The following is a 24,282-nucleotide window of genomic DNA, read 5'->3' on the forward strand; positions in this document are numbered from 1 at the left end:
CGACACGGATGTTCCCCTCGACGTAGGCTTTTGCCGTCGTGTCTACCGCAGCAGGTCAGGTGCTGAGCGAGCGCTACCGCCTCATCCGACCCGTGGGGCAGGGCGCGCAAGCCTCGGTGTGGATCGCTGAGCACCTGGCGCTCGGCACCCAGGTCGCCGTCAAGCTCATCGATCCCGAGCTCGCGAAGCAGGAGGACGCGCGCGAGCGGTTCCGCCGCGAGGCGACGGCTGCAGCCCAGCTGCGCAGCACGCACGTCGTGCAGATCCTCGATCACGGCATCGAGGGGGAGCAGCCGTTCATCGTGATGGAGCTGCTCGAGGGCGAGGACCTCTTCGATCGGCTCGCGAGCCGGCGCCGCCTCTCTCTCCAGGAGACATCGAAGATCGTGACGCAGGTCGCGCGCGCGCTCACCCGCGCGCACGGGGCCGGGATCGTGCACCGCGACCTCAAGCCGGAGAATTTTTACCTCTGCGCGAACGATGACGACGAGGTCGTCAAGATCCTCGACTTCGGCATCGCCAAGGTGGGGCACGGGAAGCGGGCCGCCCAGCGCACCACGGTCGGCACGCTCATGGGCACGCCGCACTACATGAGCCCGGAGCAGGTGAAGGGGCTCCAAGAGGTCGACCACCGCGCCGACCTCTGGGCGCTCGGCGTGATCGTCTACCAGTGCGTGACGGGCGAGCTCCCGTTCGACAGCGAGGGGGTCGGCGACCTGCTGATCAAGATCTCGCTCGGCGAGATCCCGGTCCCCTCGAGGGTGAACCCGGAGCTGCCGCCGAGCTTCGACGCGTGGTTCGCGCGCGCGTGCGACCGCGAGCCGGGACGGCGCTTCAGCAGCGCGCGCGATCTCGCGGAGTCGCTCGCCCGCATCGCCGAGCTGTCGACCGAGACGGCGAGCAGCCCGAGCTCGCCGCGGCCGCCGCCGATGCCGCCCCGCGCCTTGCCGACGCGCCCGCCGGCGGCCCCGCCGCGGCCGGCGACGGGCTCGACGATCCCCAAGGCGCCGCCGCTTCCCCGGATGGCCGACCCCACAGGCGCCGCCTCGACGCGATCGCCCGAGCGACGGCCGAGCGAGCATGCCACGAACACGGCGGCTGCTCCGCTGTCGGTCAGGCCGAGCGCGCGGGTCCCCGCGCGGCCCAGCGAGCGACCTCCGGCGCCGCCGCGGCTCACCGCGCGACCTCCGCTCAGCGAGCGCTCGCCGCTTTCGGCTCGGCCCGGCGAGCGGCCGCTGACGCCGCCGCGGCTCACCGAGCGGCCTCCTCCGGCGCCGCCGCGGGCCACCGAGCGGCCTCCTCCGGTGCCGCCGCGGCTCACCGAGCGGCCTCCTCCGGTGCCGCCGCGGCTCACCGAGCGGCCGCAGGTGTCGCCTCTGGCTCAGGTGAGCGAGCAGCCACCGGCCTCGTCCCACCGCGGCGAGCGGTCGCCGCTCAGCGAGCGCTCGCCGCTTTCGGCTCGGCCCGGCGAGCGGTCGCCGCTCAGCGAGCGCTCGCCGCTTTCGGCTCGGCCCGGCGAGCGGCCGCTGACGCCGCCGCGGCGCAGCGACAGCGCGTCGCAGAGGCCGCCGCTCTCCACAGGCACGCCGCTCTCCGCGCCGCCGAGCAACACGTCGCCCGCGACGGCGTACGGTGTCGAGGCCCCGTCAGGCTCGCTGGCGCGCAGCGAGACGCCCCGGGAGGCAGCCGACAGCGCGCCCTCGCTCCTCGACGTCGACATCGAGGAGTTCGACGAGGACCCGATCGACACCGACGTGGACGAGCCCTGGATGGCGCCGGCCGTACCCGCGGCGCTCGGTCCACGAGCCGACGCGACGCCCGCCTCCGGGGAGCCCGCTGCCCACGCGTCGACCGAGCCCGCTGCCCACGCGCCGGCCGAGCCCGCTGCCCACGCGCCGGCCGAGCCCGCTGCCCACGCGCCGGCCGAGCCCGCTGCCCACGCGCCGGCCGAGCCCGCTGCCCACGCGCCGGCCGAGCCCGCTGCCCACGCGCCGGCCGAGCCCGCTGCCCACGTGCCGGCCGAGCCCGCGATGCCGGCGCACGAGAGCGGCGTGCCCCTCTCGCCGAGCGCGCCGGCCGAGCCACCGCTCGCCGCGCAGACGCCGCGCGCGCTCTCGCCGCAGGAGGCCCATCCAACGGCGCACGAGCGCGAGGCGCCGCCGAGCCACGAGCTGCCGGAGCAGCCTCGCGACGGCGCCGGGCAAGCCGCCGGCGAGGCAGCCACGGCCGTGGCCGCCGCGCCCCCCGCCTCGCTGCGCGCGCCGCGCTCGCTCGATCAGCCGGTCGCGCCTGCCGCTGCCCCGCCGGATCGCGCCGTGCCCTCCGGCCAGACGCCGGAACACTGGATGAAGGCATCCAGCGTGAGCGGGCTGGCGCATGAGGGCGAGCTTCCGGAGTTCGACCCTGGCTCGCGCCGGCGCCGGCGTGTTCGCTGGACAGCGATCGTGCTGGTCGCTGTCGCGGGCGTCGTCGCATGGCAGGTCCTCCGCTCGCAGCGCCTGCCGCAGAGCACGCCGGCAGCCGAGAACGAGACCCCGCCGCCCGCCGTCGCGACGGAGCCCGCGCCGCCGCAGGAGCCGGCGCCCCAGCCCAGCGCCACGGCGCCCGCCGCGTCGGCGGCCCCGACTGCGCAGCCTTCGGCCAGCGCCGCCGCGACGGCGCCGCCGCCGCGGAAGCGGCGCCCGCCGCCGCCGAAGAAGCCGCGGAAAGAGCCGGCCAAGGTGGACGACCTGACGATCGAGATCCCGACGCCGCCCCCGGAGCCGTCCGAGGAAGAGCCGACGTCACCACCAGCGGAGTCGCCGCCTCCGGCCGCGTCGCCGCGCCAGGAAGAACCGGCCCCGCAGGCAGAGTGAAGAGCGGATGGAAACGACGGCATACCAGCAGTACTCCGAGGAATCCGGCGACTGGTTGAGGAAGGGGAGGGCCCGGCTGCTGGCCCATCTGGTGCGCGAGTTCGGCCCGGGAAGGCGACCGCTCGAGCTGCTGGAGGTCGGCGCCGGGGTCGGCCAGAACCTGGGTGTCCTCGCGGAGTTCGGGGCCGTCGACGCCGACGAGGTGAGCCCCCTCGGCCAGGAGGCCATCGCGAAGGCTGGCACGGCGAGGACGCTTTACAGCGCGTCGCTCCCATTCGAGCTCGACCGGCGCTATGACGTGATCTGCGCCCTCGATGTCATCGAGCATATCGAGGACGATCGCGCCGCGCTGGCGTGGATTCATGATCACCTGAGCCCCGGCGGGATCTTCGTCGCCACGGTGCCCGCGTATCCGTGGCTGTTCAGCGATCACGACCGGGCGCTCCAGCATTTCCGCCGATACACCGCGAGGAGCTTCCGCGACGCGCTGCCTTCCGGCTTCCACGTGGAGGCGTGCGCCTACTTCAACCAGCTGCTCTTCCCCGCCGCCGTCGGCTCGCGCGCCGTCTGGAGCGCCGCGCGCAAGCTGCGCCCGGGAAAGACCAGCATGAAGCAGCCTTCACCGAAATCCGGCCTCGCTTCGTCCGCGCTCGAAGCCATCCTCCGCGCGGAGGTCGATCTCATCGCGCGCGGCCGCCGGCCGAGCTTCGGGCTGTCGATCTTCTGCGTGGCGAGGCGCAAGGCGGCCTGAGGGCTGCCGCCTCGTGCCGCAGGCGCGATCAGCGCTCGCCGGGGAAGTCCTCGTCCTCGTCGGGGTCCGGGGTCCGATCTGGCTCCACGGGGGTCGGCTCCGGCGCCGGGGGCGTGGCCGGTGCGCTCACCTCACCGTCCTCGCGCAAGTAGAGCTCGAGCTTCCCCTTCCCGCCCAGGATCACGCGCCGCTTGGCGGCGAGCGTGAAGTCGCGCCTGGCCGAGGTGGGCAACGAGTGACACTTCGGATCGACCACGGCGAACGCCGCCCGATTCAGCAGCGCCGCGGCGCTCTCGCCGGCTGGGGGACCGCTCACCCGGGGCGCCGGGAACGCCTGGTTGTTCGGCCCGAACATCGACACCGTCAGGTCGCCGAGCTCGTAGAGCCCTGACTTGTAGGCATTACCGCAGCCCAGGTAGGCCACGGTGGTGGGGAACGGGGCTTGCGGGTCGGGGGGCGGACCCATCTCGGCAAGCGTCATCCCGCCGTACTTCGCGTGCTTCACGGTGCGCTTGAGCGCGAAGTCGAAGAACATGAGATCTCCCGCGACCGTGTCCCACCCCTTGCTGACGTGGGTATCCCAGGCCACGTGGGTCACCCCCATGCCCTTCAGGAGGTCCCAGACCTCGCGGGGCGTGCGCAGCCGGCCATAGCTGATGCCGTACTGCCAGCCGTTCCAGTCCGACAGCGTCTCGGCGCCGATCCCGAGGTGGTTGTGGTTGTCGTGCAGCAGCACGCGCGCGCCTTCGGGGAGCGCCCGGGAGATGGACTGAAACGTCGGGTAGATGTTGAATCGTTGCGTGTAGCGCTTTGCGTACCCCTGGGAGAGGAGATCCACCACGGCCTTGATCGGCGACTTCACCATCGCATGGCCGGGGATGAAGTACACATCGCCCGCCCAGACGACCTGCAGCCCCACCAGCGTGCCGAGGCTCGTCCTCGTCGCGAGGACGGCGAACCGGTTCTCCCCCGCCGCGCGCCAGACGAGCGCGATCATCGCCGCGGTCGCGGCCGCCATCTGCGGGACGATCGCCTGGAGATACCTGTCCTGGTGGTGCGTCCAGTACCAGCAGAGGAGGCCGACCTGCACGTAGCCGACGAGCGCCCAGACGCGCTTCGTCCCCTTGAGGAATGGCAGGCAGAGGAGCAGCAGCGTGTACACCGACCCGAAGGTGGGGACCCTGCCGTGGAACTTTGCGTAATCGTTCGGGATAAAGGAGAAGTCGACGAGCGCCTTGAGCGTCCTCAGCACCCCGTCCATGTTCCGCTGTGGCCGCCAGAACTGGTAGTCCTTGTAGCCCCACTCGAAGATGTTGGCCGCGTCCGGCGTCCACGGGCGCAGGGGGAGGCTCTTGTACAGCGTGGGATAGAGCGGATCCGCGTAATAGACCCAGTTCTTCGCCCAGTGCGTGGAGGTGAAGACCAGGCCGGCGGCGACCGCGACGAGCGGGCCGATGTACCAGTTCTTGCGGATCGCGGGCGCGACCTGGCCGCGGAGCGAGCGATAGGCGAGGACGAGCGTGCGCGCGCCGAGGAGGAGCGCCGGGAAGGGGACCAGGATGACCGCGCCGGTATACTTGGTGAGCCCGGCGCCGGAGATCATCATCATCATCAGCGCGATGAAGCGCGGCGAGAGATCCCGGTAGGCGCGGATCATCAGGGTGAACGCCGGGAGCGCGAAGATGGAGGCGATGTGATCGCCGCCGACGCTCAGGCTGGAGTCGTACAGGAAGATGCCGGGGAAGAGGAAGCGCGCCGTCCACGAGAGCCGGAGCGCGTACGGCCCGAGCCCGCGGGGGATCATCAGCCGCACGGCGGCCGGGATGGCGACGAGGGTCCAGAGGAACCCCACGAACTCCATATGCGCGGCGAGCTCGACCTTGTCGAACAGGAGCCCGCGCGGCAGGAGGAAAGCCCACGAGTAGATGAACGTCGCGAAGTGTGGATAGGTCTCGACCGTCCAGCCCTCGGCGAACCGGCGAATGCCCCCCGTGACGGCGTACTCCTCGGCCAGCGCCAGGTGCTTCCACCGCGAGTCGAACTGGACGTTGTCGGGCGTGAGGATGACGAAGTACACCATGCCCACGGCGAGCAGCCCGAGCGCGAGCACCCCGTAGGTCCAGGCCGGCGCAGGCGGCGCCCTCCGCTGCTCGCGGCGGACGTGGCGGATGGCCCGCGTCAGATATCCCCGGAGGGGCGCGAGCCCCGCGCCCAGCATCGCGAGGGGCAGGGCCACGAAGAGCACAGGACCGTAGAGCCTGAGGAGCCCGGCCACGCTCATGAGGAAGGCGAACTCGAAGACGCCGATGGCGAAGCTCGTGGCGAGCTGCTCCACGATCGGCAGGGAGCGGCCGACAACCAGCTTGAGCGTCAGGTGGCCCGCAGAGACGCAGGCGGCCGTCCACAGCCCGCAGAGGAGCCAGTAGCCGGCGTACCGCCAGAAGAGCCAGTGCTGAATGGGATAGAAGCGATGGACGAAGCTGGCAAAGAAGGCGACGGCCCCGAGCAGAAGAACCGGCAGCGCGATCTGCCGGGCGCGCTCCCAGCGCTCACGCCCGCTTCCCGCGACTCTCGACGTGGGCGGGGCATCCATCAGCGCTTCGCAAACCAGGTGGGCTCGACCATGAGCCCGCTCCTAGCTTGCTGCGCGCTGGATGACCAGCAGGAACGTGCCCGCGCCGTTCCTGAGCAAGAATCCACGCCCCGGAGGGCTGCGCTGCCCGGGAGCGACGTCCCGCAGCCCGCCGCGGGACGCAGGGCACCGTGCCGCCCTAATTGAGCAGCTTCTTCGAGAGGTGCCTGACCGCCTCCTGCGCCGCATGCCGCAGCGCGACCTCAACCGCCTTGGAGGACGTATCGCCGCGCACGAGGATGGCGCAGTTGTCTCCTTCGGCCTCGAACGATGCGAGGGGGAGCTCCATCGCCGCCTCTGCAGCGCGGATCGGCACCTGCACAGCAAGCGAGCCGACCTCGAGCTCCACGAACCCCACCAGCTCCGACTTGGATAGGTTCTGCATGGTTCGAACGTGGGTCGCCCACAGGGGCTTAGCAAGGTCAGGTTTTTCCTGCTTGTCGGTGGGATTAAGCTCCACGTAGAGCGGCAAAACGCGGGCGGGTCAAGCGCATCGGCTGGGCGCTGTCGGCGGCGCTGTCGGCGGCGGTGCGATTCGGCGGCGGTGCGGTTTGGCGGACGCGTGACGCGCAACGCACGGCGTGCGACGCGGTGCGCGCCGGTCCCGGCGCCGCGCCCGCCGCGCTCGTCTCGCCCGTCGCGCGCCTCGCGCGCTTCCGCACGGATGACCGCGCTCGCGTCAGTTCTTCAGGGATGTCAGCTGGTCGGCCATGATGCTGCGGTGGTTGCGGTAGACCTGGAGCACGATGGCCAGCGCGATCGCCGCCTCGCTCGCCGCGAGGACGATGATGAAGACCGTGAACACCTGGCCAGACACACCGCCCGCGACGAAGTGCTCGAACGCGACGAAGTTGAGCGCGGCGGCGTTGAGGATGAGCTCGACCCCGAGGAGGATGCCCACCGCGTTCTTCCGCGTCATGACGGTGAACAGCCCGAGGCCGAAGAGCGCCGCGGCGACGCTGAGGTAATGGATGAGCCCGATCTCCTCCATCGCTCACTCCCTCTCCCAGCCGCGCCGGACGGCGCGGCGCGCGAGCACGACCGCGCCGATCATGGCGCCGAGCAGGATGATCGAGCCGAGCTCGAAGGGGAGGAGGTACTCGCCGAGGAACGCATGCCCGAGCTTGGCGGTGGACGGCATCGCCGGCTTGGCCTCGGCGGGCCAGGGGGTCTGGGTCGCCACCCGGCCGAGCACCAGGAGCACCGCCGTGACCAGGACGAACGCCACGGCGGGCCCGCCGCGCGGGTTCGAGACCTTCATCTCCGCGATGCGGCTCGTGAGCATCACGGCGAAGAGGATCAGGACGAGCGTGCCGCCGACATAGACGAGCACCTGCGTCGCCGCGAGGAAATCGGCCGACAGCGTGACGTAGAGCCCCGCAATGCCGAGGAACGTGCCGAGCAGGGCCAGCGCGGAGTGGATGATGTTCCTGGAGAACGCCACGAACCCGGCGGAGCCGAGCGTCAGCGCCGCAAGCCCGAGGAAGACGAGTGCACTCAGGGAGGGCATGTGGTGAGGGCAGCGACGTTAGACCGCTGCCCATCGCCCTTCAAGGGCGACGCCGCCGCGATGCGCGACGCCCTCGCTCAGGCGCCCGCTCCGGCCTCCCCGCCCGCGGCTTCCGCGCCCGCGGCCTCCGGGTCCTCGGCGCCCTTCTTCCGGGCGTGCTCCCGGCGCCAGATGGCGCGCAGCTCCTCCAGCGCGGCGGGGTTGTCGCGCATGGCGCGCTCGCGGGCCTCGCGGGCGTGAGGCCCGTACTCGCCGACAGGCACCTCGCCGAGATCCTTCGGCGCCTTGTACAGCGGGACCAGCCCCTCGGGGATGAAGCGGAAGGTGAGGTGGTCGAGCGTCGGCGCCGCCCCCTCGAACTCGCGGGTATGGCGGATCGCGCCGGTCGACTCGTTCTTGCACGCCTCGACGCAGAGGCCGCAGTACATGCACTTGCCCATGTCGATGTCGAAGCGGCTCATCGCCTGCTTCTTCGTCGCCGGGTCCTTCTCCAGGTCGATCGCGATGCACTCGATGGGGCACGCGCGCTCGCAGCGCTTGCAGCCGGTGCAGATGTCCATCTGCACCTCGAGGAAGCCTCGGTACCGCGGCGGGAGCATCTCGCTCACGGGCCGATCCGTCTTGTCGGGATACTGGACGGTGATGGGCTCCCGGAACAGATGGGAGAACGTGACCGCCATCCCTTCCAGGATGGTATTGGCCGCGCTGGAGATGCTCTTGATGTACTGGGCGAGATCCATGGCCGGTGCCTCTCCGGGACCTGACGCGCTCGGACATACCGCCCGAAGGAGCGAGGCGCCACGCCAAGCAGGCTAGCAGATCCCCCGCTCGCGGCGTCCGGCCCGCGCGACGCCGTCCGCTCCGAGCTTCCGCCGACCGGCGCCGCATTGCGTCCACGGTCGCGTCCGATCGGCGCCGCGCCGGGCAGGAACCCGCGGAGAGCGTGGAGCGCGCGGAGGACCTGTCCTCTCCTGTTGACGCGCCCCCCGGGTGGCGATCATGGTCGTCTGATGACGCAGCTCCCCTTATCGGGAACGTTCACCGCCCTCGTCACGCCCTTCACGCCCGATGGCGAAGCCGTCGACTTCGAAGCGCTGGATGCGCTCGTCGAGGCGCAGATCGCGGGCGGCGTCAGCGGGCTCGTGCCGTGCGGGACCACGGGCGAGTCGCCGACCCTGAGCGAAGCGGAGACGACCGCGGTCATCCGGCGCGTCGTCGAGGCGGCGCGCGGCCGCGTGCCGGTGATCGCGGGGACGGGCTCGTTCTCGACGAAGAAGACGATCGAGGCCTCGCGCGCCGCGCTCACCGCGGGCGCTGGGGCCGTGATGATCGTGATGCCGTACTACAGCAAGCCCTCGCAGGACGGGCTCCGCGAGCACGTGCTGGCCGTGGCCAGGGCCGTCTCGGGGCCGATCGTGCTCTACAACATCCCGGGGCGAACGGGGGTCGATCTCTCCGCCGAGGCGACCGAGCGCATCTGCGCCGCCGCGCCGAACGTCGTCGCCATCAAGGACGCCACGGGCAACGTGCTCCGCTGCCAGGAGCTCGTGCGGCGCCTCGGCGACCGGCTCACGGTCCTGTGCGGCGACGACGCGCTGACGCTCGCGATGATGGCGCTCGGCGCGCAGGGCGTCATCAGCGTCACGTCGAACGTGCTGCCGCGCGAGACGAGCGCGGTGCCCCGGCGGTTCATGGCCGGCGACCTCGCGGGCGCGCGGGCGGCCCACCTCGCGCTGCTGGAGCTGCACGGGCTCATGTTCCTCGAGCCGAACCCCTCCCCGGCCAAGGCCGCGCTGGCCGCCCTGGGCCGCATGAGCCCCGCCGTCCGGATGCCCCTCTCGCCGGCCGGCGAGGCGACACGGCAGCAGATCATCGACGCGATGAAGCGGATCGAGGCGAGGCGCGAGGCGGCGTGAAATCGAACGGCGATCACCGAGGCGTAACGATGGGCGCGCTGATGGAGGCTGCCCGGGAAGAAGAGGCCCGCTTGCTGAAGGTCGCTGTCCACGGCGCGAGCGGCAAGATGGGGCAGGCGCTCGTCCGGCTCGCCGCGAACGAGCGCGCGCAGATCGTGGGCGCGATCGTGTCGCGCGGCTCCTCCGGCATCGGCCGCGACGTCGGCGAGCTCGCGGGGACGGGCAACATCGGCGTCGCGATGAGCGACGACACCAGCGCCGGGCTGCTCGGCGCGGACGTGGTCATCGACTTCTCGCGGCCCGAGGCGCTCCCCCGGCTCCTGCACCTCGCGATGCGGGCCAAGGTCGCCGTGGTCAGCGGCACGACGCGGCTCGATAGCACGTGCGAGCGGCTCCTCGACGAGACGGCGCAGCACGTCCCGGTCCTCTGGTCGCCGAACACGAGCATCGGCATCCACGTGCTCGCGGAGATCGCGGCGAGCGCGGCGCGCCGGCTCGGGCCCGGCTACGACGTCGAGATCGTCGAGGTGCACCATCGCGCCAAGGTGGACGCCCCGAGCGGCACGGCCGTGCGGCTCGCCGACGCGGTGCGCGCGGCCCGCGGCGGGGCCGGCGAGGCGGCCACGGCGCTCGCCGACGTGCACGGCCGCGAGGGCAACGTCGGCCCCCGGAAGGCGAACGAGCTCGGGATCTTCGCCGTGCGCGGCGGAGACGTCATCGGCGACCACACGGTCCATCTGCTCGGCCCCGGCGAGCGCATCGAGCTCACTCACCGCGCCACGAGCCGCGACCTCTTCGCGCGCGGCGCGCTGCGCGCGGCGTGGCACCTGCGCGGCAAGCCGCCCGGCCGGTACACGATGGCCGACGTGATCGAAGGCTGACGGCGGCGCTGTCGGGGCGCTGCCGGGTCAACGACCGGCGATCGGCGCTCCGGCGCGCCGCGCGGACAGCCACAATGTGGTCAGCGGCGTTTCGCCGCACTAGGCTGCCGCGCTCGTATGGAGACGCTCGCTGCGCGGATCGCACGTGCCGGTCCTTTGCCGGACAGGGACGCGGTGGGCTGGGTCGTCCGCCTGGCGAAGCGCGTCGAGAGCCTGCACGCGCGGGGGACCGTGCACGGCCGCCTGTCGGCCGCGTGCGTGATCATGGAGGACGAGCGGTGCGCGTCGCGGGGGTGGCTCTCCGATCCGCTCGAGACGCCGGCCTTCGTGAGCTACCGCTCGCCGGAGCGCGCCGCGGGAGAGGGGCCGTCACGCCGGGACGACACGTGGGCGCTCGCGGTCACCCTGTACGTGGCGCTCTCGGGGACGCTCCCCTTCCCTGCCGAGAGCGACCTGGAGCTCCGCCGCAAGCAGAGGGCCGGCGCCGCACCGCGGGTGACGCTGCCGGGCGCAGCGGGCGACGCGCTGTGGCGCGTCCTCGAGCAGGCGCTCGCGCGCGACGCGGAGCAGCGGATCGTCGAGGTGGCAGCGCTCCGTCGCGCGCTGGAGGCGGCGCGGCCGAGCGACGGCCTGGGCGAGCTGCCGCCGCTCGATGAGCACGCGGTCGTGGAGCCAGCGAGGACCGTGCCGGCGCCGCGCCCGTCGAGCAGCGGCATGCGGGGCGCGTCGAGCTCGCAGCCGCCGCGTGGGAGCTCGCCGCCGCGCGAGAGCTCTCCGCCGCGCGGGAGCTCCAGCTCGCAGCCGCCGCGTGGGAGCTCGCCGCCGCGCGGGAGCTCCAGCTCACAGCCGCCGCATCGCAGGAGCTCGCTGCCGCCTACCAGCGCGAGCTCCACGGGGCGCCGAACGCCGGTGCCGCTCCACGGACTCGCGACGCTGGGTCTCCGGTCGACGGTCGGCACGCCGATCACCCCGGTTCCCGAGGCGCCAGGTCGCGCCTCGAAGGCGCCTGCGGCCTCGCCTGCCGCATCGCCGGGGCACGCCGGCGCCCCGGGGGCGGACGCCTCCATCCGCCCGCCCGAGGCGGCTGTTCCGGCCGCACCGCCGGCCCTTCCGATACCGCCGGAGCAGCCGCCCTTCCCGCCCGCGCACGCGGAGCAGCCGCCCTTCCCGCCCGCGCGCGCGGAACAGCCGCCCTTCCCGCCCGCAGCGACGGCGCAGCCGCCCCTTGCACAAGCACTGACAGAGCAGCCGCCTCTCTCGCCCGCGCACGCGAAACAACCGCCTCTCTCGCCCGCACCGGCGCCGTTCGCCGACGGAGACGAACCGGAGAACCTGCAGCCTGTCCGCGATCGGCGCGCGCTCGTGGACGACGAGTTGCCGCCGGATCCGTCCGTGCTGACGACCGACGGCGCCGGTGCGCACGTCGGCGTGCTCGATGCGCCGCGCGCCCCGGCGCCCCATCCAGGCGCACGCCGCAAGACGCCCTCCGCGGCGCGGCGGGTGGCCACGCTGGCCCTGTGCGCCGTGGCCTTCGCGGGCGCCGTCGCGGCGGCCTGGTCCTGGCTGCGCCACCGCGATGCCGCGCCGCCGCAGCCGTCCGTTCCGGCCGTGGCTGCCGGAACGGACGCCGCTCCTGCCGCCTGCGCCGCCCCCGCCGCGCCGAGCGCACCCGCCGCCGAGGGCGCGGGCGACGCGTCCCTGGGCGACGCGGCCGCGTCGGAGCCGGTGGACGCCGGCGCGGCGAGCGCAGCGCCGGACGCTGCAGACACGGCGGACTTCGCCGTCTGCGCGATGCCGCTCTTTCCGCGCAAAAGCGTCGACGCCGCGATCGCGGGCCAGCTGTCGTTCCTCTGCACCGAGGTCGACCCGATGAAGGGCGTCGCGGCGCTCAAGGGCCACCTCGCCGGGGCCAAGGGCGCGTCGGACGCGACAAAGGAATGGGCCGTGCTCGGCTGGCACGACATGGCGACCCTCGCCGCCCTGCGAGCCCGCTGCTGTCACGCCCCGCCCCCCCTCGAGCTGCCGCGCGCGCCGGAGGGCTGCCTCCCGCTCGACAAGGCGCTGAACGACCTCGGCGCGGCCGTCGCGTCCGCGTCTGCGCCGGACGATCGGGAGGTCGCGAAGGCGACCCGGCGGTACACGCGGGCAGCCCAGTGCGTCGTGCGCGTCGGCGCGGCGACCTGGTACGGCCGCAAGAACAAGCCGAACGGAGGAGAGGTGACCGCCTTCAAGAAGGTGCTCGCACGCGCTCTCCGGCGCGCAGCTCAGGACCGCTGAGCCGCGCAAGTCAGGGTGAGCCGCGCTCGGCGCGATCGGGGCAGGCGGGCCGCGCGGCCAGGCGACTCGGCTCGCGCGGCCAGACCAGACCAGCCGGGCGCGCGCAGCGCCGCCCGATCGCTCGACCGCCTCGCCGGACGGGCGGTTCTGGGGTAGCGTCCGCGGTCCCATGTCCAACGAAGCGAGCGATCTCCTGCTCGAAATCGGCGTCGAGGAGCTCCCCTCGTCCTTTGTCGAGGCCGCGCTCCGCGCGCTCCCGGATCTCGCGACGAAGCGCCTCGCAGAGCTCCGGCTCCGCCACGGCGCGATGCGCGCGCTCGGCACCCCGCGGCGGCTCGCGCTGCTCGTCTCCGGGATCGCGGCGCGCCAGCCCGACCTCGAGGAGGAGGTCACCGGCCCGCCGGTCAAGGCGGCCTTCAAGGACGGCGCCCCCACGAAGGCGGCCGAGGCGTTCGCGCAGAAGCTCGGCTGCGCGGTCGCCGATCTGCGCCGCGTCCAGGGGCCGAAGGGCGAGTACCTCGCGGGCACGCGGCGCGAGGCCGGCAGGCCCGCGGCCGAGCTCCTCCCGGAGGTCCTGACGTCGCTCATCGCGGCGATTCCCTTCCGCAAGTCGATGCGCTGGGGGAAGGGTGAGTTCGCGTTCGGCCGCCCCATCCAGTGGCTTGTCGCGCTCTCCGGCGCCGAGGTCATCCCCGTCGAGATCGCCGGCGTCCGCAGCGGGCGCACGAGCCGCGGCCACCGCTTCCTCGCTCCGGGCGAGATCGCGCTCGGCTCGGCCAGCGACTACGTCGAGGCGATGCGCGCGGCGCACGTGCTCGTCGACCCCGGCGAGCGCGCGCGCCTGATGCGCGAGCGCCTGCTCGCCGCGGCGCGGGACGCCGGCGGGGTGCTGATCGACGACGACTTCCTCATCGGCGAGAACCTGTCCCTCGTGGAGGAGCCGCACGTCATCGTCGGCAGCTTCGAGGAGCGGTTCCTCGAGCTGCCGGAGCGGGTGATCCTCGAGGTCGCGCGCGGGCACCAGCGCTACTTCGGCGTCCGCGACGCGAAGACGGGCGCGCTGCTCCCGAGGTACCTGGCGGTCGTCAACACCGCGGAGGCGCCCGAGAAGATCAAGAGCGGCAACGACAAGACGATGCGCGCGCGCCTCTCGGACGCGCAGTTCTTCTACCGGGAGGACGTCAAGCTCCCGCTCGCGAGCCGCCGCGAGAAGCTCGGCGGGATCGTGTTCCAGAAGCGGCTCGGCAGCGTGCTCGCGAAGGCCGAGCGCGTCGAGCGGCTCGCCCGCGAGCTCGGCCTGCTGCTGATGCTGCCCGAGCCGACGCTCATGGCGGCCGCCTCGGGCGCGCACCTCGCGAAGTGCGATCTCGTCGCGCTGATGGTGGGCGAGTTCCCCGAGCTCCAGGGCGAGATGGGCCGCGCCTACGCGCTGGCCCAGGGGGTCAGCCCCGACGTCGCCGACGTCATCCGCGACCACTACCTGCCGAAGGGCGCCGCGGACGCGACCGCGCCGACGCACGCCGGCGCGCTGGTCGCGATCGCCGATCGGCTCGACACGCTCGTCGGCTGCTTCGCGGTCGGGCTCATCCCCACGAGCACGGCCGACCCGTACGGGCTGCGCCGCGCCTGCCTCGGCGTGCTGCGCACGCTCCTGGATCGCGACCTCGATCTGCGCCTCGGCGCCGCGTTCAGCGCCGCGTACGACGGCTACGCCGGCGTGAAGCTCGACGTCGCGCGCGAGGAGCTCGCGGCGCGCCTCGGCGAGTTCTTCGCCGAGCGGCTGCGGGGCCTGCTCTCCGATCGGCTCCCGCAGGACGCGGTCCTCGCGTGTCTCCGCGTCGCCGCGGATCGCCCGCTCGATCTCCGGGCGCGCGTGCGCGCGATCGACGCGCTCAGCCCGGAGACCCGCGCCCGGGTCGGCGAGGTGTTCAAGCGGGCGACCAACATCGCCGACAAGGCGCCGCCCGGCGAGCCGGTCGCGCCGTTCGGCGAGGACGTGCACTCGAGCGAGACGGCGCTCTTCGCGGGCTATCTCAAGCTGCGCGAGCAGATCGCGTCGGACGTCCAGAGCGGCGCGTACGACGCTGCGTTCAAGGCGGTGGCGGACTTCGCGCCGCTGCTGCACCAGTACTTCATCGACGTATTCGTGATGACCGACGACCCGGCTGTGCGGGACAACCGCCTGCGGCTGATGCGCGCCCTGTCGGAGACCTGCGCGAGCCTGGCGAGGCTCGAGCTGCTCGGCGAGGCGCCGCGCGCGGCTTCCTAGCGGCCGCGCGGCGCCCGCGCGGCGCCGCTCGCCCCCCGCGGGGGCGAGCGCGGCGGTCTGGCGGTGCGAGGAGACGCCGCGCTGGACACCTGCGAATCTCGACCGGTAGGGGCTGCAGAGAGATTCGGAGGAGACACAGATGAATGATGCGCCGGGGAGCGCTGCATTCCAGCAGGTCCGTCACCAGGATGCTGCATTCATTGGAGCCATCCCCGAGCATTATCATCGGGGGATAGGCTCGTAGCGCTGGTCGCGTCGGGCAACGCGCCCTCCGATCGGTGAGCTTGCTCCTCGGCCGCCGGGGCAGCGGCTCGTCCGGTGGCGAGCCCAGAGGCGCGTCACCCATCGACGAGCTTCAGTCCGATGATCCCGGCCAGGATCACCGCAAGGAACACCAGCCGGAGCGGCGACGCGCTCTCGCCGAGCGCGACGATCCCCGCGAGCGCCACCCCGAGCGCACCGACGCCGACCCACACCGCATAGGCGGTCCCCATCGGCAGGGTCTTCAGCGAGATCGACAGCAGGAAGAAGCTCAGCGCGGCGCCGGCGACGCCGAGCACGCTGGGCCACAGCCGCGTGAAGCCGTCCGTGTACTTCAGCGCGGTGGCCCACACGATCTCCAAAAGACCGGCTCCGATGAGCAGAGCCCAGGCCACGGCGATCTCAGGCGGCGAAGCCGCCGTCGACGGCGATCGTCGCGCCCGTGATGAAGCGCCCGCTCTCCCCGGCGAGGTGAGCGACCGTGGCAGCGATATCGTCCGCGGTGCCGTATTGGCCGATGGCGAGCAGGCTCCGCTGCTGGTCTGCGCCTGGGCCGTCGGCCGGGTTCATGTCCGTGTCGATCGGGCCCGGCTGGACGAGGTTGGCGGTGATGCCGCGCGGCCCGAGATCGCGGGCGAGGCCCTTGGTGAGGCCCACCAGCGCCGCCTTGCTCATCGAATACAGGGTGGTGCCCGGCCCCGGCACCCGATCGGCAAGGCAGCTGCCGATGCTGATGATCCGCCCGCCCGCCCCCATCGTCCGCGCCGCAGCCTGGGAGGCGACGAAGACCGCCCGCACATGGATCGCCAGCGTCCGGTCCACCTGCTCGAGCGTCACGGCCTCGAGCGGCCCCATGAGCGCGATGCCAGCGTTGTTGACGAGGATGTCGAGCCGCCCGAGCTCGGCCACCGTCCGCTCGACGGCGCGGGCGACCTGCGCCGGATCCGCGCTGTCCGCCGCGATCGCCAGCCCCCGGCGACCCGCCGCATCGACCGCGGCGAGTGCCCCGCGCCCTCCGTCCGCAGCGCTCACGTACGTCAACGCCACATCCGCCCCGTCCCGCGCCAGCCGCTTGACGATCGCCGCGCCAATCCCGCGGCTGCCTCCGGTCACAAGCGCCACCTTGCCAGCAAGCTCAAGCATGTCTACCTCATTTCTGTGTCGATCAGCACACAACATATACTCCGTCGGGTGAGCGGGGGTCAACCGATTTTTTTACCGATCGGCACAGAAAGGTCCGCGTGATGGCCGGACGGGGGCGCCCGCGCGGGTTCGACCGGGCCGCCGCCTTGCGGCGGGCGATGGAGGTGTTCTGGGAGCGGGGCTACGAGGGCACGTCGCTCAGCGATCTCACGGCCGCGATGGGCATCAACTCGCCGAGCCTTTACGCTGCGTTCGGCTGCAAGGAGGCGCTGTTTCGCGAGGCGGTGGCGCTCTACAACGAGGTCGAGGGCGCGGCGGCGGGCCGCGCGCTCCGCGAGGAGCCGACGGCGCGCAGGGCGGTCGAGGCGATGCTGCGCAGCAACGTGGAGGCGTACGCGCACCCGGAGAAGCCGAGCGGCTGCATGATCGTGCTCGCCGCGACGCTCGGCACGCCGGAGAGCGAGGGCGTGCGCGGCCACCTCGCCGCGTGCCGGCGGGGCGCGCTCGACGAGCTCCGCAGGAGGCTGGATCGCGGCGTCTGCGAGGGCGACCTGCCGCCGGGCACCGACACGGCGGCGCTCGCCGCCTTCTACACCACGGTGCTCCAGGGCCTCTCCATCCAGGCCCGCGACGGCGCCTCGCGCGAGGCCCTGGAGGCGATCGTCGACTGCGCCATGGCCGCCTGGGACACGCTGGCCCGGCCGCGCGCCGCGGTCTGATCCGGTGACGGCACGCCGCCGGCCGACGTCCAGGTCTCCCGCCCTCGGTGGCGCTACAGGATCTGGACCCCGGCGGGCCGCTTCGTGCCCTTCTCGCGCTTCGGCTTCTTCTCCAGCCCGAGCTGCCGCCCGATCGCCTTGCGCGCCTCTCGCGCCAGCTTCCGGACCTGCTTCGCCTCTTCCTGGGTGATCACGCCGTCCCTGGCGGCCTTGTCCACGGCCGCGCGCACCTCGGCTTGGACCTCGTCGAGCGCCTTCCGGACGTCGGCGCGGCGCGCGGCCGGGACGCCGCGCTTCTCCATCTTCGCCTCGACCTTCGCGCGCTGCTTCGCGATCTTCTCGTCGACCCGCTTGCTGAACCTGGCAGCGTCCTGCGGGAACTGGGGCGCGCCCTTGCCCCGGCCATGACGCAGCGCCTTGGCAGCCGCCGCGGTGGTCTCCTCGGCAGCGGCGGCGGCCGGGGCGGCGACCGCCGTGAGGGCGGCGAGCGCGGCGAGCGTTGATGCGATGCGAGCGAGCTTGTTCATCATCCTGCCTCTCGAGATGACACCGTGCGGTGCAAGACGGGGGTCGCGTCCACGAGCCGAGGCACCCAGGGGGCCGCGCGCTCGGCCCGTGTGACGTGGCCCGAGCGACGGTATTCCCCCCGCGCGTGAATCGCCAGTCCGGTGCGGTTCTTGGTCACCTCCTCGGAACGGAGCGCTGCAAACGCTGCTCCCTGAGCATCGATGTATTGCGCATCGCGGCTTTAGGCTTGCCAGATCGCCAGCAGCCAGACCGCGATCCCGGCCGCGCACACCGCGAGCCCCGGCGCGGCCCGCGGCCACACCCACTGGCCCGTCACGGTGACCGCGCGCCGCACCACCCAGATGGCGCCCGCGACCCACGCCACGAAGGCCGCCACGAGCGCGACGACCCAGCCGACCCGCGGCGCGTCGTCGCGCGCGAGCGCCGCCATGTGCTCCCGCGCGATCGCGGTCGCAGGCTCGGTCCGGGTGCCCGGCGGGCGCGGCGCGGCCGCCGAGAGCCGGGCGATCGCCGCGTTGGCCTGCTCCAGGTCCTCCGCGTGCGGCGTCGTGAGCCACCGCGTCTCCAGGGCGGCCGTGCGCACCGCGCGCCAGGCGAAGAGCGCCGTGTCGGCCTGGCCGAGGCCCTCCGCCGCCGTCGCGAGCGCGATCAGCCGCTCGTAGGCCACGCGGACGTGCGGGGCGCCGGGGGCGTACCAGCCCGCCGCCCGCCGGGCGTGGAGCGCCGCCGCGTGCGGATCGCCGGCGCGCAGGGCGGCCGTGCTCTCGGCGATCTCCCCCTCGCCCGCGACCACCACGCGCAGCGACGCCGCGCCGAGGAGGAAGCCGGCGACAGCGAGGCCGCGCGCGACGCCGAGCACGACCGAGAGCTTCACAGAAAGTCGCGCTTCTTGAAGACGAACGCCGCCACCGAAAGGAGGCCGAGCACCCAGCCGGCGCACGTGATCGCCGCCCAGCCGAGGTACACGAGGAGGTTCGCGTCGACGACCTCGCCCGCGAGCAGCGGGCGGGGCGGCACGTAGATCTGCAGGTTGGGCACGACCCTGGAGAGGGCGCGCCCCGCAGCGCTGATCTGAGGGCCGAAGTACTTCACCGGCAGCCGGGCGAGCGAGTCGGCGTTGCGCCCCACGAGGAAGACGCCCAGCGTGAGCAACGAGGACAGGAACGGCGTCGAGAACGACGAGAACAGCGTGGCCACGGCCGCGACGATGCCGATTTCGAGGAACGCGAGCGCGCTGCCGGCGAGGACGACCCGCCGCTCCGTGGGGACGCCGGCCGAGAGGAGCACGCCGAGGACGAGGAAGACCGCCGACCACGGGATGAACCCGTACGTGCGCGCCCGCGGAGAACGCCACGCCGCGAGGCCGAGCACCGCGAGCGAGGCGGCCCCGGCGCCCGCGACGAGCGCAAGCGGACGACCGGCAAGGACGGCGCTGATCAGCAGCACCAGCCCGGTGTCGGCCAGGATGAACACCGCGAGCGTGAGCAACGTGCCGAGGTACTTGCCGACGAGGTACTCGCCGCGACGGACCGGGCGCGCCAGGATCGGGAAGATCGTCTTCTGCTCGAGCTCGCGGTACAGCGACGTCGCGCCGATGATGACCGCGACCGCGATGCTGAACAGCGAGATCGACGCGACGCCGAGGTCGCTGACGACGCGCGCCCCGTTGCGGAGCGTGTAGGCGCCCACGATGATCGAGTAGAAAGCGACCGCGAAGGCGACGCCCGCAAGGCCGATGAGGATGCGCGCACGAAGCGATTCCCGGTAGGTGTTGAGGGCGATCGCGGAGATGCGGCCGAACATCGGGGCGACGTTAGCAAGGGTGAGGGGGAGCTTGCAAAGGGCCGCGGGTCAGGGCTCGACCTCGTCGACGGCGTCGACGACCCTCACGTCGAGGAACCACAGGCCATGCGCCAGCGCGTGGCCGTCGATCTGGAGGTAATAGACGCCCGGATCGAGCACGAGATCGAGGAAGCTGCGCTGGGGGTCCGTACCGATGGTGCAGGAAAGCGGCATTTCGGTGCCGGGACAGCCCGGGCCGCGGCGGACCGAGAGCAGCGTCTCGTAGGCCGAGCCGGCCATGTCGAGCACGACCCGCCTGCGCGCGGTGAGCGTGAGCTGCAGGAGCTGGTCCCGGGCGCCGCGATCGTCGGTGCCGGCGCGGTCGCAGCCCGCGTCGAAGTCCGCGGCGGCGTTGGTCGTGTTGCCCTGGAAGAAGCCGCCCGTCTCCGGGATCTCCAGCGCGCCCTCGCAGGCGTCGGAGAAGGGGACCAGGGTGGGCGGCGCCGCCGGCCGGACGAAGGCCGTCACGCTCACGGGCTGGCCGAGCTGCGCCTCCGCCACGACGCGGTACGAGCCCGGAGCGACGCCGCGCCGCGCGCTCCGGAGCGGGCTGACGTCGCCCTCGCCGCACGCGAGCCGGTCGTCCGCGCCGCCGCACGCCGGCGCGGACAGGGCGATCGAGCCGGTGTCGCCGGCCGACAGCCGCTCGACAAGGAGCACGTCGGACGCGACCGGCAGCTCGAGCGCGTACACGGCGTCGACGGCCGACGGGCCGCAGCCGAGGTCGACGTCGTCCTGGTGGCCGAGCAGCGAGACCGAGACCGTCCGGTTCGGCGCGAGCACGGCCGCCTCCGCGCAGGCCTCGTCCGGCGGCGGCTCGGTCGGCGGCGCGAGCTCCAGCGTGACGAGCGCCGAGGTGGGGGCCGTCGCGGAGACCGCGACGGCGTAGACCCCCGCGGGCAGCGCGCGCCGGAAGAGGTGCGGCGCCGCCGCCGTCTGGCAGGTGAGCTCGTCCTCGGGCAGCGCGCACGCCGCGGACCGCAGCGAGAGCGAGGGCTCGCCGTCGCCGTCGGTCGAGATCGCGTAGAGGTCGACGTCCCGGGGCTCCGTGAGCTCGAACGTGTAGACGAGCTCCCCGAGGTCGGTCTCGCACGCGGTCCCGAGATCCCGGGCGGCGTCGAGGATCGTCGCCAGGACCGGCTCGCCCGGCTCGAGGAGCGCCGCGGTGCCGCACGTCTCGTTCTCGGGCGCCGGCGAGGGCGGCAGGAAGGCGACGTCGAGGACGACCGGCGCGCCCTCCGCGGTCGTCACGTAGACCGGCAGCGCGGTCGCCCGCTCCGGATCGCCGAGGCCGCGGCCCCGGAGCTTCGCGAGCTTGCCGCCGTCCGCGCCGGGGAACGGGCGCCCGCACGCGAGCTCCGTCGCGGCGTCGCCGCACTGGCCGGCGAGCGTCACGGCGACGTCGGTGCCCTCCGTCCGCGCGGTCACCTGCACGTCGACCGGCGGCCCCGGCGGCAGGAGCACCGCGGCCACGACGTCGCGCGTGCTCATCGGACGGGGCAGGCCGCACGAGCTCGCGTAATGGAAGCCAGCGCCCGCGGTCGTCATCGCGTACGAGCCCGGCACCGAGATCTCCAGCGCGTCGGCGCACGTGTCGTGCTCCGGCGACACGCAGTCGTCCTCGTCGGCGCGCCCGTCGCAGTCGTCGTCCCGGTCGTTCCCGCAGACCTCGGGCTGCGACGAGGACACCGCCGGATCGGCGTCGTCGCAGTCGCCCCCGCCGCAGTGCGCGTCGGGATCGCCGTCGAGGTCGGCGTCGCGCGGCGCGCTCGAGCATGCCCTGGTCGGCTCATCGCAGGCGTCGATCGTGCAGGTGCTCCCGTCGCCGCATGCGACGGGCTCGCCGGGCAAGCAGCCGAGGCGCGGGTTGCAGCGCTCGACGCCGTCGCAGTGGACGTCGTTCTGGCACGCGCTGTCGTCCGGCGTGAAGCGGCACCGGCCTGCGGAGGTGTCACAGGCGTCGAAGGTGCAGGGAAATCCGTCCTCGCACTGGTCGTCGTCGACGCACGGACCGCCGAGCGTCGGGTCCGCAGGAGCCAGCTCGCCTCCTGCGCCGCCCGCGCCGCCCTCGCCGCCGGCCCCGCCGCCGCCGCCCGCCGACGGGAAGGGGCTCGGAGCGCTCGAGCCGCAGGCAGCGCCCGCCAGCGCCGTCGTCGCGGCGCCACAGAGGAGAGCAAGACGCGTCAAGGAGGAAGAAGAGCGAGTCCGCATCGAACGAGGTGAGCGGCAATGAGCGTAGCAGGGCACCGCCACGTCTGGCATCATGTCGCGCGATTCCGCGGAGGCGTGGCGGATAGAGGGAAAAACAGGGTGACCAGCGACAGATTGACCCGACCCGAGCTGACGTGGCTGCTGGCCCAGGAGGCGCGCAGCGCCGCCCAGAAGCTCCGCCAGGGCGTGGGGATGATCGCGACCGAGACCTCGCCGCCACCGACTCCATCGCCGGACGACAGCGCGGGCGGCGTGGAGAGCACGCTCAACCGGCTCGACGAGGCCGTGACCATGCTCGCCTCGCTCCACGGCCGGCCCATGCCCCGCGGGCGGCGCGGCCGCGTCGACCTGACCGCCCTGCTCTGGGAGGTCGCGCCCGAGGCGCGCGTGCAGATCGAGATGGGCGAAGGGACGACGGTGTTCGGCGACGAGACCGAGCTCCGGCGGATGCTCCAGGTGCTCATCGCCCAGGGCGGCGATCCCACGAGCCAGACCGGGGCGCCCGAGGTGAGCATCCAGCGCGTCGGCACCGAGGTGAGCGTGCGGGTCAACCTCGGGCCGGAGACGCCCGTGAACTGCGAGACCGAGCGGGTGTGGCTGTCGCGGATGGCGCTGCGCTACGGCGGCCGGATGGAGCTCGACGGGCTGATGCAGACGCTGACCTTGCCCGCCGAGGTCGACCTCCAGCGCCTCGAGCTCGAGAGCCTGAAGAAGGAGCTGGCCGCGGCGCAGGCGCAGGGCGAGGCCTACGCGCGCGAGCTCGCCGCGGTCTTCTCGCGGGTCGAGGGCGAGCGCGAGCGCGGGTCGCTGGCCGGCGCCGTGTCGCGGCTGAGCGGCAGCGATCCGGTGTCGCACCTGCCGCCGAGCGGCGACAGCCTCGCGGTGCTCGTGGCCGCGGTGCGGGTGCTCGGGACCCAGCTGCGCGGCATCCTGTCGGCGATCGGGCGGGACATCGCGCCGCTCCGGTCGCACGGCGGCGACGCCGGAGAGACGGCGTCCTCGGTGGGGCGCCACGTGACGGCGGCATCGGAAATCGTGAGTGATCTCGCCAGGTTGGGCTCGTGCCCGCTCCACGAGTTCCCGCGCCACTGCGACGTCGCCGACGTGCTGCGCGACGTGGTGAAGGACGATCTCGCGCGCGCGGCCCGCCACGACGTGCGCGTGGTGGTCGAGGCGCCGGAGACGGCGCAGGAGGTGGTGCCGCAGGGCGCGCTCACGGTGCTGCTGCACGCGCTGCTCGATCACGCCATCAGCGCGTCCCCGCCGGGCAGCGAGGTGGTCGTCACCCTCGTCGAGGGGCCGGGCGGGGTCGAGATCACGTTCGACGACGCGGGGCCGCCGCTGCCGGCGGCGGCGCGGAGCGTGGTGCTGAGCCGCGACTTCGAGGCGGTCGCGCAGGGAAGGCCGCCGGCGGTGCCGCTCATCGCGGCGCACGCGATCGCGGCGCACACGAGCTACGGGCTCGTCATCGAGGACGGGCCGCGGGGGGAGACGCGGGTGCGGCTCACGATCCCGAGGGCGGGTTAGCTCCAGGCTCCTCGGGCCTACGGTCTGAGATATCGAGGCGGATGGCGTCGCCTCCGTGTTCGCTCGGCCGGGGACGGGCCTGAGCGATACGGGGCTCGTGGAGAGCTGGCCGTCATCTGAGGAACGATGTCGACGGGAAGTCGACGTCGATGTTGAGGTCAGCGCCCCTCACGATGTCGATCTCCTCCAGCGGCAGCGTCGTGGTGACAGGGCGGTCGTCGCCCCGCGCCACGAGCGTCGCATAAGCCTTGTAGTCGTCGGGCGGAAGATCCACCGTCAGGATGAAGTCCTCGCAGCGCGCATACTCCCTCGCCACCTCGCGGCTGCCACGGTAGATGATCAGCTCGAAATCGGCGCCACCACGGCTATGCCGATCGCAGGCCCGCGCCTCGCTCTGGCGGCTCACCGTCCACTGCACCGTCAGGCTCCCCACGTCCGGCCGTGGCCGGGGCCGAACATCGTCCCTCACGTCGAAGACGCACCCCAGGGCCAGAAAGCTCGACAGCGCGAGCCCGCAGAAGGGATAGACGCTCTTCTCCTGATTCATCCTCGAACCCGTCCTTTCACAGCTGCACCACCCTCAACGCGGCGTGTAGAAACGGCGCCCCCGCTCGCGCGGATAGCTCAGCTCACGCTCCGGCACATACCGCGGCGACGCCCGGAACGTCTGCCGGTAACGCCTGAGCTCCGGCGGCTCCCTCTCGAAGATGACCCAGCCCTGGTTCGTCGGGTAATACCACTGGCCATCGACCAGATACGCATAGGTGCCTCGGAAAAAGACGCGCGGATGGGCCGCGATCTCCACCGGGACGATCTCGGCGCGCGCCGCCGGGTAGCCGGACACGACAAACCCCTCGGTCGCGACCGTGCCCAGACATCCCATGAGCAGCGAGGCGCCGGCCGCGAGCGCGAGCGGCGCGAGCGCGGACCTCATCATCGCGAGACACCTGGGCCGCCTTC

The 24,282-nt window shown here is 73.1% G+C and carries 21 protein-coding genes; 8 read left to right on the forward strand and 13 right to left on the reverse strand.

The annotated features are described in order from the left end of the window. The first annotated feature begins 38 nt into the window (after positions 1–38). Together WMF36_RS41550 and WMF36_RS41555 are read left to right on the forward strand one after the other, a co-directional pair. Positions 39–2,855, forward strand: coding sequence for a protein kinase domain-containing protein (locus tag WMF36_RS41550; protein WP_437576367.1), 2,817 nt, complete (start codon positions 39–41; stop codon positions 2,853–2,855). Between the two features lie 7 nt (positions 2,856–2,862). Further along, positions 2,863–3,606 carry a class I SAM-dependent methyltransferase gene (locus WMF36_RS41555; protein WP_437576368.1) on the forward strand — a complete coding sequence of 248 codons (744 nt, stop codon included), beginning with the start codon at positions 2,863–2,865 and terminating at the stop codon, positions 3,604–3,606. A gap of 28 nt (positions 3,607–3,634) precedes the next feature. On the opposite strand, the gene WMF36_RS41560 is transcribed toward WMF36_RS41555, so the two are convergent. The 5 genes from WMF36_RS41560 to WMF36_RS41580 all read right to left on the reverse strand — a co-directional run bounded on the left by WMF36_RS41560 (position 3,635) and on the right by WMF36_RS41580 (position 8,488). Next, positions 3,635–6,199, reverse strand: a complete 2,565-nt coding sequence (locus tag WMF36_RS41560; protein WP_437576369.1) for a hypothetical protein — start codon at positions 6,197–6,199, stop codon at positions 3,635–3,637. Positions 6,200–6,377: 178 nt separating this feature from the next. Continuing rightward, positions 6,378–6,698, reverse strand: a complete 321-nt coding sequence (locus WMF36_RS41565; RefSeq protein WP_437576370.1) for a hypothetical protein — start codon at positions 6,696–6,698, stop codon at positions 6,378–6,380. A 219-nt stretch (positions 6,699–6,917) separates the two neighbouring features. Next, entirely contained in the window at positions 6,918–7,229 is a 312-nt protein-coding gene (nuoK, locus tag WMF36_RS41570) for an NADH-quinone oxidoreductase subunit NuoK (protein WP_437482545.1), read from the reverse strand. Between the two features lie 3 nt (positions 7,230–7,232). After that, positions 7,233–7,748: an NADH-quinone oxidoreductase subunit J family protein gene (locus WMF36_RS41575; protein ID WP_437576371.1), complete on the reverse strand. Its 516-nt coding sequence runs from the start codon at positions 7,746–7,748 to the stop codon at positions 7,233–7,235. A gap of 77 nt (positions 7,749–7,825) precedes the next feature. After that, entirely contained in the window at positions 7,826–8,488 is a 663-nt protein-coding gene (locus tag WMF36_RS41580) for a NuoI/complex I 23 kDa subunit family protein (RefSeq protein ID WP_437576373.1), read from the reverse strand. Positions 8,489–8,758: 270 nt separating this feature from the next. Here WMF36_RS41580 and dapA point away from each other — a divergent pair, with 270 nt between their 5' ends. The 4 genes from dapA to glyS all read left to right on the forward strand — a co-directional run bounded on the left by dapA (position 8,759) and on the right by glyS (position 15,091). Next, entirely contained in the window at positions 8,759–9,664 is a 906-nt protein-coding gene (gene dapA / locus WMF36_RS41585) for a 4-hydroxy-tetrahydrodipicolinate synthase (protein ID WP_437576375.1), read from the forward strand. Between the two features lie 71 nt (positions 9,665–9,735). Then, positions 9,736–10,545 carry a 4-hydroxy-tetrahydrodipicolinate reductase gene (dapB, locus tag WMF36_RS41590; RefSeq protein ID WP_437576376.1) on the forward strand — a complete coding sequence of 270 codons (810 nt, stop codon included), beginning with the start codon at positions 9,736–9,738 and terminating at the stop codon, positions 10,543–10,545. 117 nt (positions 10,546–10,662) lie between these two features. Further along, on the forward strand, positions 10,663–12,822 hold the full coding sequence (locus WMF36_RS41595) for a hypothetical protein (protein WP_437576377.1): 2,160 nt from the start codon (positions 10,663–10,665) through the stop codon (positions 12,820–12,822). Between the two features lie 169 nt (positions 12,823–12,991). Next, positions 12,992–15,091 carry a glycine--tRNA ligase subunit beta gene (gene glyS, locus WMF36_RS41600; RefSeq protein WP_437576378.1) on the forward strand — a complete coding sequence of 700 codons (2,100 nt, stop codon included), beginning with the start codon at positions 12,992–12,994 and terminating at the stop codon, positions 15,089–15,091. A gap of 338 nt (positions 15,092–15,429) precedes the next feature. On the opposite strand, the gene sugE is transcribed toward glyS, so the two are convergent. Both sugE and WMF36_RS41610 read right to left on the reverse strand, forming a co-directional pair. Continuing rightward, the gene (gene sugE, locus WMF36_RS41605) at positions 15,430–15,747 is read right to left on the reverse strand and encodes a quaternary ammonium compound efflux SMR transporter SugE (RefSeq protein ID WP_437576379.1); all 318 of its coding nucleotides are present in this window, start codon (positions 15,745–15,747) and stop codon (positions 15,430–15,432) included. Positions 15,748–15,754: 7 nt separating this feature from the next. Then, positions 15,755–16,495, reverse strand: a complete 741-nt coding sequence (locus WMF36_RS41610; protein WP_437576380.1) for a 3-oxoacyl-ACP reductase family protein — start codon at positions 16,493–16,495, stop codon at positions 15,755–15,757. A gap of 101 nt (positions 16,496–16,596) precedes the next feature. Between WMF36_RS41610 and WMF36_RS41615 the strand changes: the two genes are divergently transcribed. Then, positions 16,597–17,214 carry a TetR/AcrR family transcriptional regulator gene (locus WMF36_RS41615; RefSeq protein WP_437576382.1) on the forward strand — a complete coding sequence of 206 codons (618 nt, stop codon included), beginning with the start codon at positions 16,597–16,599 and terminating at the stop codon, positions 17,212–17,214. Between the two features lie 53 nt (positions 17,215–17,267). On the opposite strand, the gene WMF36_RS41620 is transcribed toward WMF36_RS41615, so the two are convergent. The 4 genes from WMF36_RS41620 to WMF36_RS41635 form a co-directional block, all read right to left on the reverse strand. Next, positions 17,268–17,741 carry a hypothetical protein gene (locus WMF36_RS41620; RefSeq protein WP_437576383.1) on the reverse strand — a complete coding sequence of 158 codons (474 nt, stop codon included), beginning with the start codon at positions 17,739–17,741 and terminating at the stop codon, positions 17,268–17,270. Positions 17,742–17,962: 221 nt separating this feature from the next. Then, a complete protein-coding gene (locus WMF36_RS41625; RefSeq protein ID WP_437576384.1) occupies positions 17,963–18,616 on the reverse strand; it encodes a hypothetical protein in 654 nt (217 codons plus the stop codon). Beyond that, positions 18,613–19,545: an ABC transporter permease gene (locus WMF36_RS41630; RefSeq protein ID WP_437576385.1), complete on the reverse strand. Its 933-nt coding sequence runs from the start codon at positions 19,543–19,545 to the stop codon at positions 18,613–18,615. Before WMF36_RS41630 ends, WMF36_RS41625 begins: the two co-directional genes overlap by 4 nt. 48 nt (positions 19,546–19,593) lie before the next feature. Then, the gene (locus tag WMF36_RS41635) at positions 19,594–21,771 is read right to left on the reverse strand and encodes a putative metal-binding motif-containing protein (RefSeq protein WP_437576386.1); all 2,178 of its coding nucleotides are present in this window, start codon (positions 21,769–21,771) and stop codon (positions 19,594–19,596) included. A 123-nt stretch (positions 21,772–21,894) separates the two neighbouring features. On the opposite strand from WMF36_RS41635, the gene WMF36_RS41640 reads away from it, so the two are divergent. After that, on the forward strand, positions 21,895–23,322 hold the full coding sequence (locus WMF36_RS41640; RefSeq protein ID WP_437576387.1) for a sensor histidine kinase: 1,428 nt from the start codon (positions 21,895–21,897) through the stop codon (positions 23,320–23,322). A gap of 112 nt (positions 23,323–23,434) precedes the next feature. On the opposite strand, the gene WMF36_RS41645 is transcribed toward WMF36_RS41640, so the two are convergent. Together WMF36_RS41645 and WMF36_RS41650 are read right to left on the reverse strand one after the other, a co-directional pair. Then, positions 23,435–23,869: a hypothetical protein gene (locus tag WMF36_RS41645; RefSeq protein ID WP_437576389.1), complete on the reverse strand. Its 435-nt coding sequence runs from the start codon at positions 23,867–23,869 to the stop codon at positions 23,435–23,437. 33 nt (positions 23,870–23,902) lie between these two features. Beyond that, positions 23,903–24,259, reverse strand: a complete 357-nt coding sequence (locus WMF36_RS41650) for a hypothetical protein (RefSeq protein ID WP_437576390.1) — start codon at positions 24,257–24,259, stop codon at positions 23,903–23,905. Between the last annotated feature and the right edge of the window lie 23 nt (positions 24,260–24,282).

This window comes from Sorangium sp. So ce887 (assembly GCF_051521455.1).
Taxonomy (GTDB): Bacteria; Myxococcota_A; Polyangia; order Polyangiales; family Polyangiaceae; genus Sorangium.

Bases quoted from the DNA above. Each gene is read 5' to 3' on its own strand.
- WMF36_RS41555 (WP_437576368.1), top strand. From the start codon at position 2,863: ATGGAAACGACGGCATACCAGCAGTACTCCGAGGAATCCGGCGACTGG.
- WMF36_RS41560 (WP_437576369.1), bottom strand. From the start codon at position 6,199: ATGGATGCCCCGCCCACGTCGAGAGTCGCGGGAAGCGGGCGTGAGCGC.
- nuoK (WP_437482545.1), bottom strand. From the start codon at position 7,229: ATGGAGGAGATCGGGCTCATCCATTACCTCAGCGTCGCCGCGGCGCTC.
- WMF36_RS41575 (WP_437576371.1), bottom strand. From the start codon at position 7,748: ATGCCCTCCCTGAGTGCACTCGTCTTCCTCGGGCTTGCGGCGCTGACG.
- WMF36_RS41580 (WP_437576373.1), bottom strand. From the start codon at position 8,488: ATGGATCTCGCCCAGTACATCAAGAGCATCTCCAGCGCGGCCAATACC.
- dapA (WP_437576375.1), top strand. From the start codon at position 8,759: ATGACGCAGCTCCCCTTATCGGGAACGTTCACCGCCCTCGTCACGCCC.
- WMF36_RS41595 (WP_437576377.1), top strand. From the start codon at position 10,663: ATGGAGACGCTCGCTGCGCGGATCGCACGTGCCGGTCCTTTGCCGGAC.
- glyS (WP_437576378.1), top strand. From the start codon at position 12,992: ATGTCCAACGAAGCGAGCGATCTCCTGCTCGAAATCGGCGTCGAGGAG.
- WMF36_RS41610 (WP_437576380.1), bottom strand. From the start codon at position 16,495: ATGCTTGAGCTTGCTGGCAAGGTGGCGCTTGTGACCGGAGGCAGCCGC.
- WMF36_RS41615 (WP_437576382.1), top strand. From the start codon at position 16,597: ATGGCCGGACGGGGGCGCCCGCGCGGGTTCGACCGGGCCGCCGCCTTG.
- WMF36_RS41620 (WP_437576383.1), bottom strand. From the start codon at position 17,741: ATGAACAAGCTCGCTCGCATCGCATCAACGCTCGCCGCGCTCGCCGCC.
- WMF36_RS41630 (WP_437576385.1), bottom strand. From the start codon at position 19,545: ATGTTCGGCCGCATCTCCGCGATCGCCCTCAACACCTACCGGGAATCG.
- WMF36_RS41645 (WP_437576389.1), bottom strand. From the start codon at position 23,869: ATGAATCAGGAGAAGAGCGTCTATCCCTTCTGCGGGCTCGCGCTGTCG.
- WMF36_RS41650 (WP_437576390.1), bottom strand. From the start codon at position 24,259: ATGATGAGGTCCGCGCTCGCGCCGCTCGCGCTCGCGGCCGGCGCCTCG.